The sequence below is a fragment of the Curtobacterium flaccumfaciens pv. betae genome (genome assembly GCF_026241855.1).
GTDB lineage: Bacteria > Actinomycetota > Actinomycetes > Actinomycetales > Microbacteriaceae > Curtobacterium > Curtobacterium flaccumfaciens.
Genome location: NZ_JAPJDC010000001.1, coordinates 1,465,491 through 1,482,717 on the forward strand (window position 1 = coordinate 1,465,491; position 17,227 = coordinate 1,482,717).

15 protein-coding genes are annotated in these 17,227 nt (G+C 71.5%); all 15 read left to right on the plus strand.

Going from position 1 to position 17,227, the window contains the following annotated elements:
- The first annotated feature begins 11 nt into the window (after window positions 1-11).
- Complete coding sequence (locus tag ORG17_RS06910) at window positions 12-1,658, plus strand: Mur ligase family protein (RefSeq protein WP_214526361.1); 1,647 nt, start codon at window positions 12-14, stop codon at window positions 1,656-1,658.
- Window positions 1,655-3,130, plus strand: a complete 1,476-nt coding sequence (locus ORG17_RS06915) for a UDP-N-acetylmuramoyl-tripeptide--D-alanyl-D-alanine ligase (RefSeq protein WP_214526360.1) — start codon at window positions 1,655-1,657, stop codon at window positions 3,128-3,130. Before ORG17_RS06910 ends, ORG17_RS06915 begins: the two co-directional genes overlap by 4 nt.
- Window positions 3,127-4,230 carry a phospho-N-acetylmuramoyl-pentapeptide-transferase gene (mraY, locus tag ORG17_RS06920; RefSeq protein ID WP_027465246.1) on the plus strand — a complete coding sequence of 368 codons (1,104 nt, stop codon included), beginning with the start codon at window positions 3,127-3,129 and terminating at the stop codon, window positions 4,228-4,230. The genes ORG17_RS06915 and mraY overlap by 4 nt, the downstream gene beginning before the upstream one ends.
- 4 nt (window positions 4,231-4,234) lie before the next feature.
- On the plus strand, window positions 4,235-5,770 hold the full coding sequence (gene murD, locus ORG17_RS06925) for a UDP-N-acetylmuramoyl-L-alanine--D-glutamate ligase (protein WP_214526359.1): 1,536 nt from the start codon (window positions 4,235-4,237) through the stop codon (window positions 5,768-5,770).
- Entirely contained in the window at window positions 5,733-6,998 is a 1,266-nt protein-coding gene (ftsW, locus tag ORG17_RS06930) for a putative lipid II flippase FtsW (protein ID WP_214526358.1), read from the plus strand. Before murD ends, ftsW begins: the two co-directional genes overlap by 38 nt.
- Window positions 6,995-8,092 carry a UDP-N-acetylglucosamine--N-acetylmuramyl-(pentapeptide) pyrophosphoryl-undecaprenol N-acetylglucosamine transferase gene (locus tag ORG17_RS06935; RefSeq protein ID WP_214526357.1) on the plus strand — a complete coding sequence of 366 codons (1,098 nt, stop codon included), beginning with the start codon at window positions 6,995-6,997 and terminating at the stop codon, window positions 8,090-8,092. The genes ftsW and ORG17_RS06935 overlap by 4 nt, the downstream gene beginning before the upstream one ends.
- Window positions 8,089-9,510: a UDP-N-acetylmuramate--L-alanine ligase gene (murC, locus tag ORG17_RS06940; protein WP_214521252.1), complete on the plus strand. Its 1,422-nt coding sequence runs from the start codon at window positions 8,089-8,091 to the stop codon at window positions 9,508-9,510. Before ORG17_RS06935 ends, murC begins: the two co-directional genes overlap by 4 nt.
- Complete coding sequence (locus ORG17_RS18295; RefSeq protein ID WP_214586007.1) at window positions 9,507-10,781, plus strand: FtsQ-type POTRA domain-containing protein; 1,275 nt, start codon at window positions 9,507-9,509, stop codon at window positions 10,779-10,781. Before murC ends, ORG17_RS18295 begins: the two co-directional genes overlap by 4 nt.
- A gap of 146 nt (window positions 10,782-10,927) precedes the next feature.
- Entirely contained in the window at window positions 10,928-12,088 is a 1,161-nt protein-coding gene (gene ftsZ, locus ORG17_RS06950; RefSeq protein WP_027465251.1) for a cell division protein FtsZ, read from the plus strand.
- A 7-nt stretch (window positions 12,089-12,095) separates the two neighbouring features.
- Window positions 12,096-12,821, plus strand: coding sequence for a YggS family pyridoxal phosphate-dependent enzyme (locus ORG17_RS06955; protein WP_214526355.1), 726 nt, complete (start codon window positions 12,096-12,098; stop codon window positions 12,819-12,821).
- A gap of 41 nt (window positions 12,822-12,862) precedes the next feature.
- Window positions 12,863-13,447 carry a cell division protein SepF gene (locus tag ORG17_RS06960; protein WP_027465253.1) on the plus strand — a complete coding sequence of 195 codons (585 nt, stop codon included), beginning with the start codon at window positions 12,863-12,865 and terminating at the stop codon, window positions 13,445-13,447.
- Window positions 13,448-13,515: 68 nt separating this feature from the next.
- Window positions 13,516-13,812, plus strand: a complete 297-nt coding sequence (locus ORG17_RS06965) for a YggT family protein (protein ID WP_017886631.1) — start codon at window positions 13,516-13,518, stop codon at window positions 13,810-13,812.
- A gap of 185 nt (window positions 13,813-13,997) precedes the next feature.
- Window positions 13,998-14,675, plus strand: a complete 678-nt coding sequence (locus tag ORG17_RS06970) for a DivIVA domain-containing protein (protein ID WP_214526354.1) — start codon at window positions 13,998-14,000, stop codon at window positions 14,673-14,675.
- Between the two features lie 2 nt (window positions 14,676-14,677).
- Window positions 14,678-15,364 carry a signal peptidase II gene (gene lspA / locus ORG17_RS06975; protein WP_250892161.1) on the plus strand — a complete coding sequence of 229 codons (687 nt, stop codon included), beginning with the start codon at window positions 14,678-14,680 and terminating at the stop codon, window positions 15,362-15,364.
- Window positions 15,361-16,290: an RluA family pseudouridine synthase gene (locus ORG17_RS06980; protein ID WP_214526353.1), complete on the plus strand. Its 930-nt coding sequence runs from the start codon at window positions 15,361-15,363 to the stop codon at window positions 16,288-16,290. The genes lspA and ORG17_RS06980 overlap by 4 nt, the downstream gene beginning before the upstream one ends.
- The last annotated feature ends 937 nt before the right edge of the window (window positions 16,291-17,227 follow it).

Here is a 17,227-nt window from a genome sequence, read left to right on the forward strand (position 1 = left end):
AGAAGGAACACTTGTCCGCACGGATCCCCCCGGTCCTCCGACCCGAACACCCGACCCCGAGGGCCGTCTCCGAACTCGCCAACGCGTTCGGTCTGCGAGTCGTCGGCTCGGTCGACAGCATCGAGATCACCGGTGTCACCCTGAGCGCCACCGAGGTGCAGCCGGGTGACCTGTTCGTCGGCGTGCACGGTGCCAACCGGCACGGCGCACAGTTCGCGACGGAGGCCGCCGAGCGCGGCGCCGTCGCCGTCCTGACCGACCAGGACGGCGTCGCACTGGTCGAGCCGTCCGGGCTGCCGGTGCTCGTCGTCGACGACCCCCGCGCCGCCCTCGGCGACGTCGCGGCGTGGGTCTACCGCACCCACCCCGACGAGGCCACCGACCTGCCGCAGCTGTTCGCCGTCACCGGCACGAACGGCAAGACGAGCACGTCGTACATCCTCGAGGGCATCCTCAAGCAGCTCGGCCTGGTCACCGGCCTGAGCTCGACCGCGGAGCGCCACATCGGTTCGCTCAGCGTGACGAGCCGCCTGACCACGCCCGAGGCCAGCGAGATGCACGCGCTCCTCGCCCGCATGCGTGAGAGCGAGGTCCGTGCGGTCGCCGTCGAGGTCAGCGCGCAGGCCCTCAGCCGGCACCGCGTCGACGGCATCGTCTTCGACGTCGCAGCCTTCACGAACCTGTCGCACGACCACCTCGACGACTACGCCGACATGGAGGAGTACTACCAGGCGAAGCTCCCGCTGTTCCAGCCCGAGCACGCCCGTCGCGGCGTCGTCTCGCTGGACACCGACTGGGGCCACCGCGTGGTGCAGGACTCCCGCATCCCCGTGACCACGATCACGGTGCACCCCGACGTCGAGGCCGAGTGGCACGTCGACATCGTCGAGGCGCACGCCGCCTACACCGAGTTCCGCCTGACCGGCCCCGAGGGTCGCGAGCTGACGACCCGTGTGCCGCTGATCGGCTGGCACATGGCGGCGAACGCGGCACTCGCGATCGTGATGCTCGTCGAGGGCGGGTTCGAGCTCGGTGCCATCGCGCACGCGCTCGAGTCGGGCCACCGCCGCTACCCGGACGAGGACGACGCGAGCGAGCGCGACGGCGAGCCGCACCGCGTCTCCGCAATCGAGTGCTACCTGCCCGGCCGCACCGAGCGCGTCTCCGGCGAGCACGGCCCGAGCGTCTACGTCGACTTCGGCCACAGCGCCGACGCGTTCGAGAACACCCTCGCCGCGGTCCGGCAGTTCACCTCCGGCAAGGTCCTCATGCTGTTCGGCGCCGACGGCGACCGCGACACCACGAAGCGCGGCGACATGGCCCGCGTGGCCGCGGCCGGCAGCGACATCCTGGTCGTCACCGACCACCACCCGCGCTTCGAGGACGCCGCGTCGATCCGGAAGACCCTGGTCGACGCAGCACGTGCCGCCTACCCGGACCACGAGATCCACGAGGTCAGCCCGCCCGAGGCGGCGATCCGCACGGCGGTGAGCCTGGTCGGCGAGGGCGACTCGATCCTCTGGGCCGGCCCGGGTCACCAGGACTACCGCGACATCCAGGGCGTCCGCACCCCCTACTCCGCCCGTGACGAGGCCCGCGCGGCCCTGCGCGAGGCCGGCTGGGAACCGAACTCCGGTCCGGCGGAGGACGTCCGATGATCGCCATGACCCTCGCCGAGATCGCCACCGCGGTCGGCGGCGAGCTGATCGGCGGCGCGCAGGCGACCGACGTCGCCGAGCCCGGCGACCTGGTCGTCGAGGGCTCGGTCGAGACCGACTCGCGCCTGGTCCGCCCCGGCAGTGTCTTCTTCGCCCTGCCCGGTGAGGTCACCGACGGCCGACGCTTCGTGGCTTCGGCCGTCGACGCCGGTGCCGCCCTGGTGATCACGCCCGAGCGCGTGGACACGACCGCGCCGCAGATCGTCGTCACCGACGGGTACGAGGCCCTCGCCGCGCTCGCGCACGAGGTCGTCACGCGCGTCCGGATGAGCACCGCGGACCGCGTCGACGCCGACGGTCGTCCGGCACCCCTGCGGGTCGTCGGCATCACCGGCTCGAACGGCAAGACGAGCACGAAGAACATGCTCCGCACGATCCTCGAGCAGCACGGCGCGACCGTCGCGCCCGAGGGCTCGTTCAACAACCACGTCGGCGCACCGATCTCGATGCTCCGCATCACCTACGACACTCGGTACCTGGTGGTCGAGATGGGCGCGAGCGGCGTCGGCCACATCGCCAAGCTCGTGTCGATCGCCGAGCCCGACCTCGGCGTCGTCCTCAAGGTGGGCCTCGCGCACGCCGGCGAGTTCGGCGGCATCGAGGCGACGCAGCGCGCGAAGTCCGAGATGGTCACCGACCTGCCCGAGACCGCCACGGCCCTGCTCAACGTCGACGACGACCGCGTCGCGTCGATGCGCGACCTGACGGCCGCGCGCGTGGTCGGCTTCGGCACGTCGGCGGAGGCCGACTACCGCATCACCGGCATCGAGACGGACCGCAGCGGCACCCGCTTCACCCTCGACGCGCCTCCAGGACAGCCTGGAGGCCCGGATCACGTCGACGTGCGCCTCGCGATCCTGGGTGAGCACCACGCGATGAACGCGTCTGCCGCGCTCACGGTCGCCCACCTGTGGGGCGTCCCGCTCGCCGACGGCGCCGCGGCGCTCGCGTCGATGACGCGCGCCGAGCGCTGGCGCATGGAGCTGCTCCAGGGCGGCCCCGAGGGCGTCACCGTCATCAACGACGCGTACAACGCGTCGCCCGACTCCACCGCGGCAGCGCTGCGGACCCTGGCGCAGATCGTGCGCCCGGGGGAGCGGACCGTCGCCGTGCTCGGTGAGATGGCCGAGCTCGGTGAGTTCTCCGTCGAGGAGCACGACCGCATCGGTCGGCTCGTCGTCCGCCTCGGCATCGGACAGCTCGTGGTCGTCGGCCGCGGCGCGATGCCCATCCACCAGGCCGCCACCCTCGAGGGATCGTGGGACGGCGAGTCCGTGTACATCGAGGACGTCGACGACGCCGTCCGTGCCATGCAGGAGATGCTCCGCCCCGGCGACGTCGTCCTCGTCAAGTCCTCGAAGTCTGCCGAACTGCGATTCCTCGGCGACCGCCTCGGAGGTGTCACCGAATGATCGCGCTCCTCGTCGCCGGCGCCACGTCGCTGGTGTTCACGTTGCTGCTCACCCCGTTCTTCATCAAGCTCTTCCACCGTCTCGGGTGGGGGCAGTTCATCCGTGACGACGGTCCGCAGTCCCACCACACCAAGCGCGGGACCGCCACCATGGGCGGCATCGTCCTGATCATCGGTGCGGTGATCGGGTACTTCGTCGGCCACCTGATCGGGCGTGACTCGATCACGCTGTCCGGCCTGCTCGTGCTGTTCCTGATGGTCGGGCTCGGGTTCGTCGGCTTCATCGACGACTTCCTCAAGGTGCGGCGTCAGCGGAGCCTCGGGCTCGGCGGCTGGGCCAAGATCCTCGGTCAGGTCATCGTCGGCGTCATCTTCGCCACGATCGCCCTGGTCGTGCCGACGTCGAACGGCAAGCCGCCGGCATCGACGATGATCTCGGCGATCCGCGACGTGCCGTGGCTCGACTTCATGGCGCTCGGCACCGTCATCGGCACCGTGCTGTTCCTCGCCTGGATCGTCCTGCTGACGGTGTCGACGTCGAACGGCGTGAACGTGGCCGACGGGCTCGACGGCCTGGCCACCGGGTCGAGCATCCTGGCGATCGGCTCGTACGTCATCATCGGTTTCTGGCAGTCGAACCAGATCTGCGGCGGCGCCCGCCTCGACTCGAACACCGCACACGCCTGCTACACCGTGTCGAACCCGCTCGACCTCGCCGTGGTCGCGGCCGCGGTCTGCGGTGGGCTCATCGGGTTCCTCTGGTACAACACCTCGCCGGCGCAGATCTTCCTCGGTGACACCGGTTCGCTCGGCCTCGGCGGCGCCCTGGCCGGCCTCGCGATCCTCAGCCGCACCGAGCTGCTGCTCATCCTCATCGGTGGCCTGTTCTTCATCGTCACCGGCTCCGTCATCCTGCAGCGGGCCTACTTCAAGATCACCCACGGCAAGCGCATCTTCCTGATGAGTCCGCTGCACCACCACTTCGAACTGAAGGGGTGGGCCGAGGTGACCGTCGTCGTCCGCTTCTGGATCATCGCCGGGCTCTTCGTCGCGGCGGGGGTCGGACTCTTCTACCTCGAATGGATCGCACGCGTTGGTTGACCCGGTGTCCTCGCCGTCCCGCCTCCAGTCCCTCGACAGCTGGTACTCCGAGGGGTGGAAGGGGCTGAACGTCGCCGTCCTCGGCCTCGGAGCCACCGGGTTCTCGGTCGCCGACACACTCGTGGAGCTCGGCAGCGAGGTGACGGTCTACTCCTCCGACGCCCCCGCCGACAGCGTCGAGCTGCTCGACGTGATCGGTGCCCGGTTCCTGCAGACGCCGCTCGACACCGTGCCGGACGCGCTCGTGCAGCAGGCACCCGACGTCGTCATCGTGTCGCCGGGACTGCCCCCGCACAACGCCACCGTGCGGTGGTCGGTGACGAACAGCACCGTCTGGGGCGACATCGAGCTCGCCTGGCGCGTGCGCGACAAGGTCGTCCGCGGCCCGGTCGCCGCCCCCTGGATCACGATCACGGGCACGAACGGCAAGACCACGACGACACAGCTCACGACCGCGATGTACGAGGCCGGCGGCCTGCGTGCCGTCGCGTGCGGGAACATCGGCGTGCCGGTGCTCGACGTCGTCCGCGACCCGGCCGGCTACGACGTGCTCGTCGTCGAGCTCTCGAGCCACCAGCTGCACTACGCGGCGTCGTCCGGCGACGGTGCCGTGGTGCCGCTCGCGAGCGCCTGCCTGAACATCGCCGACGACCACCTGGAGTGGCACGGCTCCGCCGAGGCCTACCGCGCGGCGAAGGCCAAGGTCTACGAGCGCACCGTGATGGCGTGTGTCTACAACACCTCGGACGACGCCACCCGGCGGATGGTGCAGGAGGCCGACGTGGTGGAGGGCTGCCGTGCGGTCGGCTTCACCCCCGGCGTCCCCGCTCCCGGCGACGTCGGCATCGTCGAGGACGTCCTGTGCGACCGGGCCTTCAACGAGGACCGTCGCAACAGTGCGCTCGAGCTGTCGACCATCGCCGACCTCGAGGCCGCCGGGCTCGCCAGCCCGCACATGACCATGAACGTCCTGGCCGCCGCTGCACTGGCCCGTGCCGGCACCGTCCAGCCGAGCGCCATCCAGTCGGCCGTCCGGGCGTTCCGCGCCGACCACCACCGCACCGAGCTCGTGGCCCAGGCGGACGGCATCACCTGGGTCGACGACTCCAAGGCCACGAACCCGCACGCCGCCACCGCGTCGCTCGCGTCGTTCGACACCGTCGTGTGGATCGTCGGTGGCCTGTTCAAGGGCGTCGACGTCGACGGTCTGGTCGAGCGCTTCGGCCCCGGCGTCCGCGCCGTCGTGGTGATCGGCACCGACCGGACCCCGGTCCTCGAGGCATTCGCGCGACACGCGTCCACGGTCCCGGTGCTCCAGGTGGAGACGACGGACACTGATCAGGTCATGCGCGAGGCGGTCCGGCATGCCGCATCGGTCGCGAGGCCGGGCGACACCGTCCTCCTCGCCCCGGCGGCGGCGTCGTTCGACCAGTTCGGCTCCTACGCCGACCGGGGGCAGCGTTTCGCGGCCGCGGTCAACGAGCACCTGGGAGGAGAAGTCGATGGCGACGACACCGACGGATCTTCCGAACAGCCGTAACGGCCGGACCGCGTCGACCCCACGACGGACCAACGGCGCGATCGTCGCCGTCAAGAACGTCTTCGTCGCGGAGTCCAGCACCTTCTACACGATCCTCGGCGTCACGCTGTTCCTCGTCGTCTTCGGCGTCGTGATGGTGCTGTCCTCGTCGAGCGTCGAGGAGTACGCGGCGACCCACGACTTCTTCGGGGCGGCGTCCCGCCAGGGCCTGTACGCCGTGCTCGGCGTGCCGCTCATGCTCATCGCCAGCCGGGTCCCGACCCGGATCTGGCGGAAGTGGGCGATGCGGCTGCTCGGTGCGGCGCTCGTGCTGCAGCTGCTCGTGTTCACCCCGCTCGGCATCGACATCCAGGGCAACCGGAACTGGATCGAGCTCGGGTCGTTCACCGCGCAGCCGTCCGAGGTCGTGAAGCTCGGCCTGGTGCTCGGCATCGGCGCCATCATCTACGTCAAGCGGGACAAGCTCGACGACTGGAAAGAGGTGTTCATCCCGATCGGGATCGCCTCGATGCTCTCGCTCGGGCTCGTCGTCCTCGGCGGTGACCAGGGCACCGCGATGGTCATGCTCATCCTGGTGTTCGGCGCGCTGTACATCGGCGGCGTCCGCGCCCGGCACCTGCTCGTCGGCCTCGGTGCGTTCGCCGTGATGCTGCCCTTCGTGACGATGGCCTCGGCCTCGCGCTCGACCCGCATCAGCGCCTGGCTGTCCGGGTGCACCGACACCAGCCAGTACCAGGACATCTGCTGGCAGCCCGTGCACGGGATGTGGGCGCTCGCGTCCGGCGGCGTGTTCGGCGTCGGCCTCGGCAACTCGAAGGCGAAGTGGTCGTGGCTGCCCGAGGCGGACAACGACTACATCTTCGCGATCATCGGCGAGGAGCTCGGCCTGATCGGCGCCGTCGTGGTGCTCAGCCTGTTCGTGGTGCTCGCCGTCGGCATGATCAAGATCATCCGGCAGTCCCGCGACCCCTTCGTGAAGACGGTCACCGGTGGCATCCTCGCGTGGATCATCGGCCAGGCGCTCATCAACATCGCCGTCGTGCTCGGCCTGCTGCCCGTGCTCGGTGTGCCCCTGCCACTCATCTCGGCCGGTGGTTCGGCCCTCATCATGACCCTGGTGGCGATCGGCGTCGTGCTCTCCTTCGCCCGCGACCTGCCCGGCAAGAACGACCCCGGCCTGACGAGCGCCCCACTCGGCCGGACCTCCACGAACGGATCACTGCGGTGAGCAAGTACCTCTTCGCCGGCGGCGGCACCGCCGGCCACGTCAACCCCCTGCTCGCCGTCGCCGACCGGCTGACCGAGCGGGAGCCCGGCGCCGAGGTGCTCGTGCTGGGCACCGCCGAGGGCCTGGAAGCCCGCCTCGTCCCGATGCGCGGCTACGAGCTGCTGACGATCCCGCGCCTGCCGTTCCCCCGGAAGCTGAACGGCGCGGCCCTGCGCTTCCCGCAGCGCTTCGCGGCGGCGGTCAAGCGGACCGAGCAGATCATCCGCGACCACGACATCGAGGTGGTCCTCGGCGTCGGTGGCTACGCGGCCGCTCCGGCGTACATCGCCGCGCGCCGCACCGGCACCCCGATCGTCGTGCACGAGCAGAACGCCAAGCCCGGACTCGCGAACCGCCTCGCCGCCTTCCTCACCGAGCACGTCGGCCTGACCTTCTCGAACACCCGCCTGCGCCACGGCCGCGTCGTCGGCATGCCGCTCCGTCGCGAGATCGAGTCGCTCGACCGCCGTGCCGTCCGGGCCGAGGGGCTCGCCGAGTTCGGGCTCGACCCGGAGCGGCCCGTGCTGCTCGTGACCGGTGGCTCCTCGGGTGCGCGGAGCATCAACTGGACGATCAACAAGTCCGCCGCCACGATCGTGGGCGCCGGCTGGCAGGTCCTGCACGTCGTGGGTGCCGCGTCGGACATCGGCCCGAGCGACCTCGAGGGCTACCACGTGCTGCCCTACTGCGACCGGATGGACCTGGCGTACGCGGCGAGCGACTTCGTCGTGTCGCGTTCGGGTGCCGGCATGGTGTGCGAGCTGACCGCGGTCGGGCTGCCGAGCGTGCTCGTGCCGTACCCGGTGGGCAACGGCGAGCAGCGCCACAACGCGAAGGACGTCGTCGACGCCGGGGGAGCGGTCCTGGTGGCCGACGGGGAATTCGACCAGGACTGGGTGACGTTCCAGCTGCTGAGCATCCTGCAGGACCGCTCCCGCATCGCGGACATGACCGTGCGGGCGGGCAGCGTCGGCCACCGCGACGGCGCCGACCGGATGACCGACCTGGTCCTCGACGCCGCGAAGCAGGCCCCCAGCACCACGGAGGAACGATGACCATCAAGCCGGACCTGACCCAGCCGATCCCGGACGACCTGGGCACGGTGCACTTCGTCGGCATCGGCGGCGCGGGCATGAGCGGGATCGCCCGGATGTTCCTCGCCGCCGGGCACCGCGTGACGGGCAGCGACTCCCGCGAGACGGAGACGACCGGCACGATGCGCGACCTCGGTGCGACCGTGCACATCGGTCACGACGCGGCGAACGTCGGCCAGGCCGACACCATCGTCGTCACGAGCGCCCTCTGGCCCGACAACCCCGAGCTCCTCGAGGCGCAGCGCCGCGGTCTGCCGGTGCTCCACCGCTCGCAGGCCCTCGCCGCCCTGATCGCCGAGCACCGCCTCGTCGCGGTCGCCGGTGCGCACGGCAAGACCACCTCGACCGGCATGATCGTCACGGCGATGGTCGAGCTCGGCCTCGACCCGAGCTTCGTCAACGGCGGCGTCATCCAGTCCCTCGGCACGAGTTCGGCCCCGGGATCCAGCGACCTGTTCGTGGTCGAGGCCGACGAGTCCGACGGCTCGTTCCTGCTCTACGACGTCGCCGTGGCCCTGGTCACCAACGTCGACGCCGACCACCTGGACCACTACGGCAGCGAGGAGGCCTTCACCGAGGCCTTCGTCGAGTTCGCCGCGAAGGCGAGCGAGCGCGTCGTCATCTCGAGCGACGACGCCGGTGCGAAGACGGTCACGGCCGGCATCCGCCAGCGCGCCGACGCCCCCGAGATCGTCACGTTCGGCGAGGCCGTCGACGCGGACGTCCGCATCGAGGGCATCACCGAGTCGGCCGGCGTCGAGGTCGACTTCCGCGCCGGTGGCGAGGCGTACCACCTGACCCTCCGCGTGCCCGGCCGACACAACGCGATCAACGCCGTCGGCGCCTTCGCGGTCCTGACCGGTCTCGGCGTCGCCCCGGCCGACGCGATCCGCGGGCTCGAGGCGTTCGGCGGCACCCAGCGCCGCTTCGAGCTGCACGGCGTCGAGCGCGGGGTCTCGGTCTACGACGACTACGCCCACCACCCGACCGAGGTCGCCGCGGCGCTCAAGGCCGCCCGCAACGTCGTCGGTGACGGCCGCATCATCGCGATCCACCAGCCGCACCTGTACTCGCGCACCCGCCTGATGGCCGGCGACTTCGCCAAGGTGTACGAGGAGCTCGCCGACCACACGGTCGTGCTCGACGTCTACGGCGCCCGCGAGGACCCGGAGCCCGGCGTGACCGGGGCCCTGGTGCAGGAGCGTTTCGCCGACCAGTCGCGCGTCGAGTTCCTGCCCGATTGGGACGAGGCGGCGGCACGCGCGGCCGCGGTCGCCCGTGACGGCGACATCATCATGACGCTCAGCTGCGGCGACGTGTACCGGATCATCCCGCAGGTGCTCGGCGCCCTGGGCACCGACGGAGCGTCGGCCCGGTGAAGCGCCCCGAGGGGTTCGACGAGGGGGACGCCCGCAGGGACGCCCCGGCCGAGGCCGCGGAAGCGCCCCGGCAGCGTCGTGGTCCCTCGAAGCCGCGGCTCCCGTTCCGCGGACGCGTCGCCGACGACCGGGAGGCCCGCCCCGCGTCCGCCCCGGAACCCCCGGTCGACGAGACGGTCGACCCCACCCCCGCGGTCCAGCCCGACGCCGACACCTCCGGTCCCCAGCGGGACCGCGTCGGCGCCTTCGCCGGTGCGGCCGGGCGCCGCTTCGGCGCCGGACTCTCCACCGTGGCGGACCGCCTGCGCGAGTACACGCCGAACGAGGACCACCGGGACCCGGAGGCCGACCGCCGCGACGCGGAACGCCGAGCCGCCACGAGCGGTGGAGCCGACCACGACGCGACCGTGACCGACGTGCTCGACGCGACCGGTGCCTCCCGGACCGACCAGCACGCCGAGGCGCCCATCGGGGCGCGGGTGCGCGCTGCCGAGACCGCGCGTGAGGCACGCATCGCGAAGCGTCGACGCCGGTTGCTCGAGCGTGCCGAGGTCCGCCGGTTCACCCGGCGCAGCCGGCACCGTCGCGCCGCGTGGATCACGGCGGCGAGCGTCGTCCTCGTGCTCGGGGTCTCGATCCTCGTCGCGGTGTTCTCACCGCTGATGGCGCTCCGCACGATCGAGATCAAGGGCACCGACCGCGTCGACGAGTCCGCGCTGCGCCAGGCGCTGTCCGACCAGATCGGCACGCCCCTGGCCCGGCTCGACTTCGACGCGATCAAGCGGGACGTCGCCGGCTTCCCGCTCATCGAGAGCTACGTGACCGAGGAGGCTCCGCCGCACACGCTCGTCGTCACGGTGACCGAGCGCACGCCGGTGGTCGCGGTGCAGTCCGGCAGCACGTTCGACCTCGTCGACCCCGCGGGCATCGTCGTGCAGTCGTCGCCGAAGCGTCCCGCCACGATGCCGCTCGCTGACATCGGTCGGGCGCGCCTCGGTTCCGCGAGCTTCCGCACCATGACCGAGGTCGTGCTGGCACTGCCGTCGACCGTCCGTACCCAGGTGACGCGCGTCGCCGGGTCGACGGCCGACGACGTCACCCTGACCCTCAAGGACGGCTCGACCGTCGTGTGGGGGAGCCCGGACGACTCGGTGGCGAAGGCCGAACTGCTCGCCGCGCTGGTCAAGGACCACGCGGCGCGGAACCCCGGCGTCGTCGTCGAGTACGACGTCTCGGCACCGGACAACGGCGTGATCCGCGCCAAGGACTGAATTGCCGGACCTGATCGGCGACACGCGGCGTGGCGGGGCGACACTGCGCCGAACGCACCCGTAGCGTCGAAGCCAGCACCACATCTACCAGCATTGCCCCTGAACTTCAAGTAGAGGTTGAGGGTTCGACCGGAGGCCTGACTGACGTGACCACGAACCACAACTACCTCGCCGTCATCAAGGTCGTCGGTGTCGGCGGCGGCGGCGTCAACGCCGTCAACCGCATGATCGAGCTCGGTCTCCGTGGCGTCGAGTTCATCGCGATCAACACCGACGCCCAGGCCCTGCTGCTCAGCGACGCCGACGTCAAGCTCGACGTCGGCCGCGAGATCACCCGCGGCCTCGGTGCCGGCGCGGACCCCGAGGTCGGCCGTCGTGCCGCCGAGGACCACGCCGAGGAGATCGAAGAGGCCCTGGCCGGCGCCGACATGGTGTTCGTCACCGCGGGCGAGGGCGGCGGCACCGGCACCGGTGGCGCACCGGTCGTCGCACGCATCGCGAAGTCCATCGGTGCACTGACCATCGGCGTCGTCACGAAGCCCTTCAGCTTCGAGGGCAAGCGTCGCCAGTCGCAGGCCGAGAACGGCGTCGCGGGCCTCAAGGACGAGGTCGACACGCTCATCGTCGTCCCGAACGACCGCCTGCTCGAGATCAGCGACCGTGGCATCTCCATGGTCGAGGCCTTCGCCACGGCCGACCAGGTGCTCCTCGCCGGTGTGCAGGGCATCACCGACCTCATCACCACCCCGGGTCTGATCAACCTCGACTTCGCCGACGTCAAGAGCGTCATGCAGGGTGCGGGTTCCGCACTCATGGGCATCGGCTCGTCCCGCGGTGCCGACCGTGCGATCAAGGCGGCCGAGCTCGCCGTCGCGTCGCCGCTGCTCGAGGCCTCGATCGACGGTGCGCACGGCGTGCTGCTGTCGATCCAGGGTGGCTCGAACCTCGGCATCTTCGAGATCAACGACGCCGCGCGTCTGGTGCAGGAAGCCGTGCACCCCGAGGCGAACATCATCTTCGGTGCGGTCATCGACGACACCCTGGGTGACGAGGTCCGCGTGACCGTCATCGCCGCGGGCTTCGACGGCGGCGAGCCGGCGCAGCAGCAGAAGGAACGCCGCTCGAGCTACGTCGACCCGGAGTCGAGTGCAGCGGCGCCCGTCGCCGCCTCGACCGGCGCGATCGAGGACTCGACCACGTCGAGCCCGTCCTGGGCCTCGCAGGAGCACCAGCCGCCGGTGCAGCGCGCCGCCGACCCGGCGTTCGACGACGACGACGAGCTCGACGTCCCCGACTTCCTGAAGTAACCCACCCTTGGTAGCCGACACGCGCCTCCCGTCCGCCTCGTCACCCGACGACGGACCGGAGGCGCGTCTCGCGTCCGTCAGGAGCGGCATCGCCGACGCGGCGCGCGCCGCAGGGCGCTCGCCCGACGAGCTGACGCTCGTCGTCGTCACGAAGTACCACCCGGCGTCGCTCGTCCGCGAGCTCGCCGCACTCGGCGTGACGGACGTGGGGGAGAACCGCCACCAGGAGGCGCAGGCGAAGGCCGCCGAGCTGGCGGACCTCGGCCTGACCTGGCACTTCGTCGGGCAGCTGCAGTCGAAGAAGGCCCGGCAGGCCCGGCGGTACGCCCACGTGGTGCAGTCGCTCGACCGTGGGTCCGTCGTCGACGCGTTCGCCCCGACCGAGGCCGAGCCGGAACCCCGGGTCATCGACGGGTTCGTGCAGGTGAACCTCACCGACGACCCCGGCCGTGGCGGGGTGCAGCCGGACGACGTCGAGGCCATGGTGTCGCGCGTGCTGGCCACCGGGACGATCAGACTGCGTGGTGTCATGGCGGTCGCGCCCCTGGACGATGAGCCCCGAGCCGCCTTCGCCCGACTCCGCTCGATCTCCGAGCGGGTCGTGGCGCTCGAGCCCGCCGCGACCGACATCTCGGCCGGCATGAGCGGGGACTACGCCGAGGCGATCCTCGAGGGCGCGACACACCTGCGGATCGGCACCGCAATCACGGGAAACCGGCCGCCCGCACCCTAGCCTCGTTGCAGGGCACCACGAGCACGAACCCCGGAGGAACCATGGCCAACCCGCTGAAGAAGACGATGGTCTACCTCGGCCTCGCCGATGAGGAACTCGACTACGAGGACGAGCAGCAGGCCGAGCCCGCGCGCCAGCAGGCAGCCCCTGCACGCCAGGCCGCAGCGGCTGCTCCGGCGCCCGCCGAGCCGCAGGAGACCCCCGCGGCGGCAGCAGCCCCCGCCGCCGCTCCCGCAGCCGTCCCGGCTCCCACCAAGACGCACACCCACCAGCGCGGCGCCCAGGTCACTCCGCTCCGCCGCTCGCACACGACCGCACAGAAGGCGACCCCGGTCCAGGAAATGAACGAGATCCTCACCGTCCACCCGCGCGAGTACAAGGACGCCCAGTCCATCGCCGAGAGCTTCCGCGACGGCATCCCCGTCATCATCAACCTCTCGCAGATGACCGAGGGTGACGCTCGACGCATGATCGACTTCGCCTCCGGGCTGTCGCTCGGTCTGTTCGGCAAGATCGAGCGCGTCACGAACAAGGTCTTCCTCCTGTCGCCGGCGCACGTCGCAGTGAGCGGTGAGCCTGCTGAGGTAGAGTCCGACATCGAGGCGAACTTCTTCGCCCAGTCCTGAGCCGTACCCGGCACACCCGCCCCTGAGCGTCGTCTGACGACGCTCGCCCGAGACGAGCGAGCCCCATCGTGTCCGTGATCCTAGGGATCATCTCCCTCGCGTTGCTCCTGTACTTCTTCGTGATGTGGGGGCGTTTCGCGCTCGACCTCGTGCAGAGCTTCAACCGTTCCTGGCGTCCGCGCGGGGGCATGCTCGTGGTGTCCGAGTTCGTCTACACGATCACGGATCCGCCCATCCGAGCGGTGCGACGGGTCCTCCCGCCGCTCCGCCTGGGGCCGGTGGCGCTCGACTTCGGCTGGACGATCGTGATGCTCGTCGTCATCATCGCCCGGTTCGTGGTCGCCGCCCTGGCACGCGGTATCTGAGCGGACTCCCGTCCGCGACACGCGCCACGCCAGGCGCGCGGCACGGTTCCTCCCCATCGTCGGTGTACGGTGGTCGGGATCGATGCCCGCTCCGGCGGCGCATCCGCACCGCACGGTACGACTGGTACATTCGGTCGCACCGCACGCGGTTCCACACGTTCAGCAGTTCTATTGAGGTGACGGCAATGGCTTTGACGCCGGAAGACGTAGTCAACAAGCGGTTCCAGCCGACGAAGTTCCGCGAGGGCTACGACCAGGACGAGGTCGACGACTTCCTCGACGAGGTCGTGGTCGAGCTCCGTCGCCTGACCGCGGAGAACGACGAGCTCCGCCAGCGCCTGCAGGCGGCCGAATCGGCCCCGCAGTCGGCGCAGGCCGAGCAGCCCGCTCCCGCAGCCGAGTCGGAGCCCACCCCGGCCCCGGTCGAGGCAGCACCGGAGCCCGCTCCGGTCGCCGCGGCGGCACCGACCACCACGGTCCCCGCCGACGAGGACACCGAGGGCACCACGAACCTCCTGACCCTGGCGCGTCGTCTCCACGAGGAGCACGTCCGCGAGGGCATCGAGAAGCGCGACGCGCTCATCGCCGAGGGCACGGCCCAGGCCGCTCGCCTGGTCTCCGAGGCCGAGGCGAAGCAGCGTCAGATCATCGCCGACACCGAGAACACGAACCGTCAGCGTGTCGCGGTGCTCGAGCAGGAGCAGCGCCAGCTCGAGGGCAAGATCGACGAGCTCCGGACCTTCGAGCGCGACTACCGTGCGCAGCTCAAGAGCTACATCCAGGGGCAGCTCTCCGAGCTCGACTCGGGCGAGCAGTCCGGTCTCACCCCGGCGCCGGCGTCGGCGCAGGGCTTCGGCAACTGACGTTGTCGCGACCAGCATCACGAGCGAAGGTCAGTGTCCGCGCAATCGCGGCACTGGCCTTCGCCGCTGTCGTGGTGGTGGCGTTCGACCAGGTCGCCAAGACGCTGGTCGTCGCGAACCTGCCGTACGGCACCCCCGTCCCGGTCCTCGGCGGGGCGTTGCAGTTCCTGTACGTCCGGAACCCGGGGGCCGCGTTCTCGTTCGCGGTGAACATGACCTGGGTGTTCTCGGTCATCTCGGCCGCGGTCGTCGTCGCGATCATCGTGTACTCGCGTCGCATCCGGTCGATGTGGTGGGCCATCGTGCTCGGCATGCTGCTCGGCGGCGCGCTGGGCAACCTGCTCGACCGGCTCTTCCGTGAGCCCGGCTTCGGCCGTGGTCACGTCGTCGACTTCATCTCGACGCCGTGGATGATGCCGGCGATCTACAACGTCGCCGACTCCTTCATCTGCATCAGCATGGTGGTCTTCGTGCTGCTGGTGATCCTCGGGGTGAACCTCGACGGCACCCGCACGCTCTCGGCCAAGCGCCAGGCGCAGCTCGACGCGGCGCAGCCGGTCGACGCGGCTCAGCCGCTCGACGGTGGGGCCGCGTTCTCGTCGGCTGATGCGGCGCTCGACGAGCCGACCCGCGCCTCCAGGCCGGAGGAACGCGACCGTCGCGACACGCTGGGCCACGACGCCACGTGAGCGAATCGCGTTCTCTTCCCGTGCCCGACGGGCTCGCCGGTGAGCGCGTCGACGCCGCCATCGCGAAGCTCCTCGGCTTCAGCCGGTCGTTCGCGGCCGACGTCGTCGCCGCCGGGGGCGTCCGCGTCGACGGGGTTCCCGTCGACAAGTCGGACCGGCTCCATGCGGACTCCTGGCTCGAGATCGAGTGGACCCCGAAGGAGCCGCCGCGCATCGTTCCGGCGGCCGTGCCGGGCATGACGATCGTGCACGACGACGAGGACATCGTCGTCGTGGACAAGCCCGTCGGCGTCGCTGCGCACCCCTCGCCGGGGTGGGACGGGCCGACCGTGCCCGGGGGCCTCGCCGCCGCCGGCTTCACGATCGCGACGTCCGGTGCCGCCGAACGTGCCGGGATCGTGCACCGCCTCGACGTCGGGACCTCGGGCCTGATGGTGGTCGCGAAGACCGAGCTGGCGTACACGCACCTGAAGCGGGCGTTCAAGGAGCGCACGGTCGAGAAGGTCTACCACGCGCTCGCGCAGGGCCACCCCGACCCCACGTCGGGCACGATCGATGCTCCGATCGGCCGGCACCCGTCGAGTGACTGGAAGTTCGCGGTCACGTCCGAGGGCAAGCCGAGCGTCACCCACTACGAGACGCTCGAGGCCTTCCGCGCCGCCACCCTGCTCGAGGTGCACCTGGAGACCGGGCGCACCCACCAGATCCGGGTGCACATGGCGGCGACACGCCACCCGCTCGTCGGGGACACGATGTACGGCGCCGACCCGGTGCTGGCGGCCGAGCTCGGGCTGACCCGCCAGTGGCTCGACGCCGTCCGGCTGGGCTTCGACCACCCCCGCACGGGCGAGTGGGTGTCGTTCGAGGCGCAGTACCCGGACGACCTGCAGGCCGCGCTGGAGCAGATCCGGAGCGCGTCGCTCTGACGCGCCCGGCCGTTTGCGCCGAGTGGTCACGAACTGTCGGCTGGGGCGCCGCCGGGCGACGGGTTCCCGTACCTGCCGCGGCCCGCGTGCGGTGTGTCTCGCCCGCTCGGCGCCGCGCCCCGCGCGTGTCGCGACCCGAGGCCGGCGCCCGGCCTCTCGCGCCGAGGGGTCACGAACTGTCGGTTGGGAGGCAGCCAGGCGACACTTTCCGCGCCCGCCGCGGCTCGCGTGCGGCATGTCCTGACCGCTCGGCGGCGCGCCCCGCGCGCGTCCCGACCCGCTGCCGGTCTGGAGGCACGGTGCGGCCACGCCCCGCGCCTCCAGTCCGAAGCGGCCCGCCGTTTGCGCCGAGGGGTCACGAACTGTCGGCGGGGAGGCCGCCAGGCGACGCTTTCCGCACCCGCCGCGGCTCGCGGGCGGCGTGTCCCGGCCGCTGGGCGGCGCGCCCCGCGCGTGCCGCGACCTGCTGTCGGCCTGGAGGCGCGGTTCGGCCCCGCCACGCGCCTCCAGGCCGACGCGCCCGGCCTCTCTCGCTGAGGGGTCACGAACTGTCGGCTGGGAGGCCGCCGGGCGACGGGTTCTGTACCCGCGGCGGCCCGCGTGCGGCGTGTCCTGACCGCTCGGCGGCGCGCCCCGCGCGTGCCGCGACCTGCTGCCGGCCTGGAGGCGCGGTTCGGCCTCGCCACGCGCCTCCAGGCCGACGCGCCCCGACGCGCCCGACGACGCGCCCGGCCGCACTCGCCGAGAGGTCACGAACTGTCGGCTGAGAGGCCGCCAGGCGACACTTTCCCCGCCCGCCGCGGCTCGCGGGCGGCGTGTCCTGACCGCTCGGCGCCGCGCCCCGCGCGTGTCGCGACCCGCTGCCGGCCTGGAGGCACAGTGCGGCCCCGCAACGCGCCTCCAGACCGCCCCGACGCGCGCGGGAATGTGGGCGGCC

Bases quoted from the DNA above. Each gene is read 5' to 3' on its own strand.
- ORG17_RS06915 (WP_214526360.1), top strand. From the start codon at position 1,655: ATGATCGCCATGACCCTCGCCGAGATCGCCACCGCGGTCGGCGGCGAG.
- mraY (WP_027465246.1), top strand. From the start codon at position 3,127: ATGATCGCGCTCCTCGTCGCCGGCGCCACGTCGCTGGTGTTCACGTTG.
- ftsW (WP_214526358.1), top strand. From the start codon at position 5,733: ATGGCGACGACACCGACGGATCTTCCGAACAGCCGTAACGGCCGGACC.
- murC (WP_214521252.1), top strand. From the start codon at position 8,089: ATGACCATCAAGCCGGACCTGACCCAGCCGATCCCGGACGACCTGGGC.
- ORG17_RS06960 (WP_027465253.1), top strand. From the start codon at position 12,863: ATGGCCAACCCGCTGAAGAAGACGATGGTCTACCTCGGCCTCGCCGAT.
- ORG17_RS06970 (WP_214526354.1), top strand. From the start codon at position 13,998: ATGGCTTTGACGCCGGAAGACGTAGTCAACAAGCGGTTCCAGCCGACG.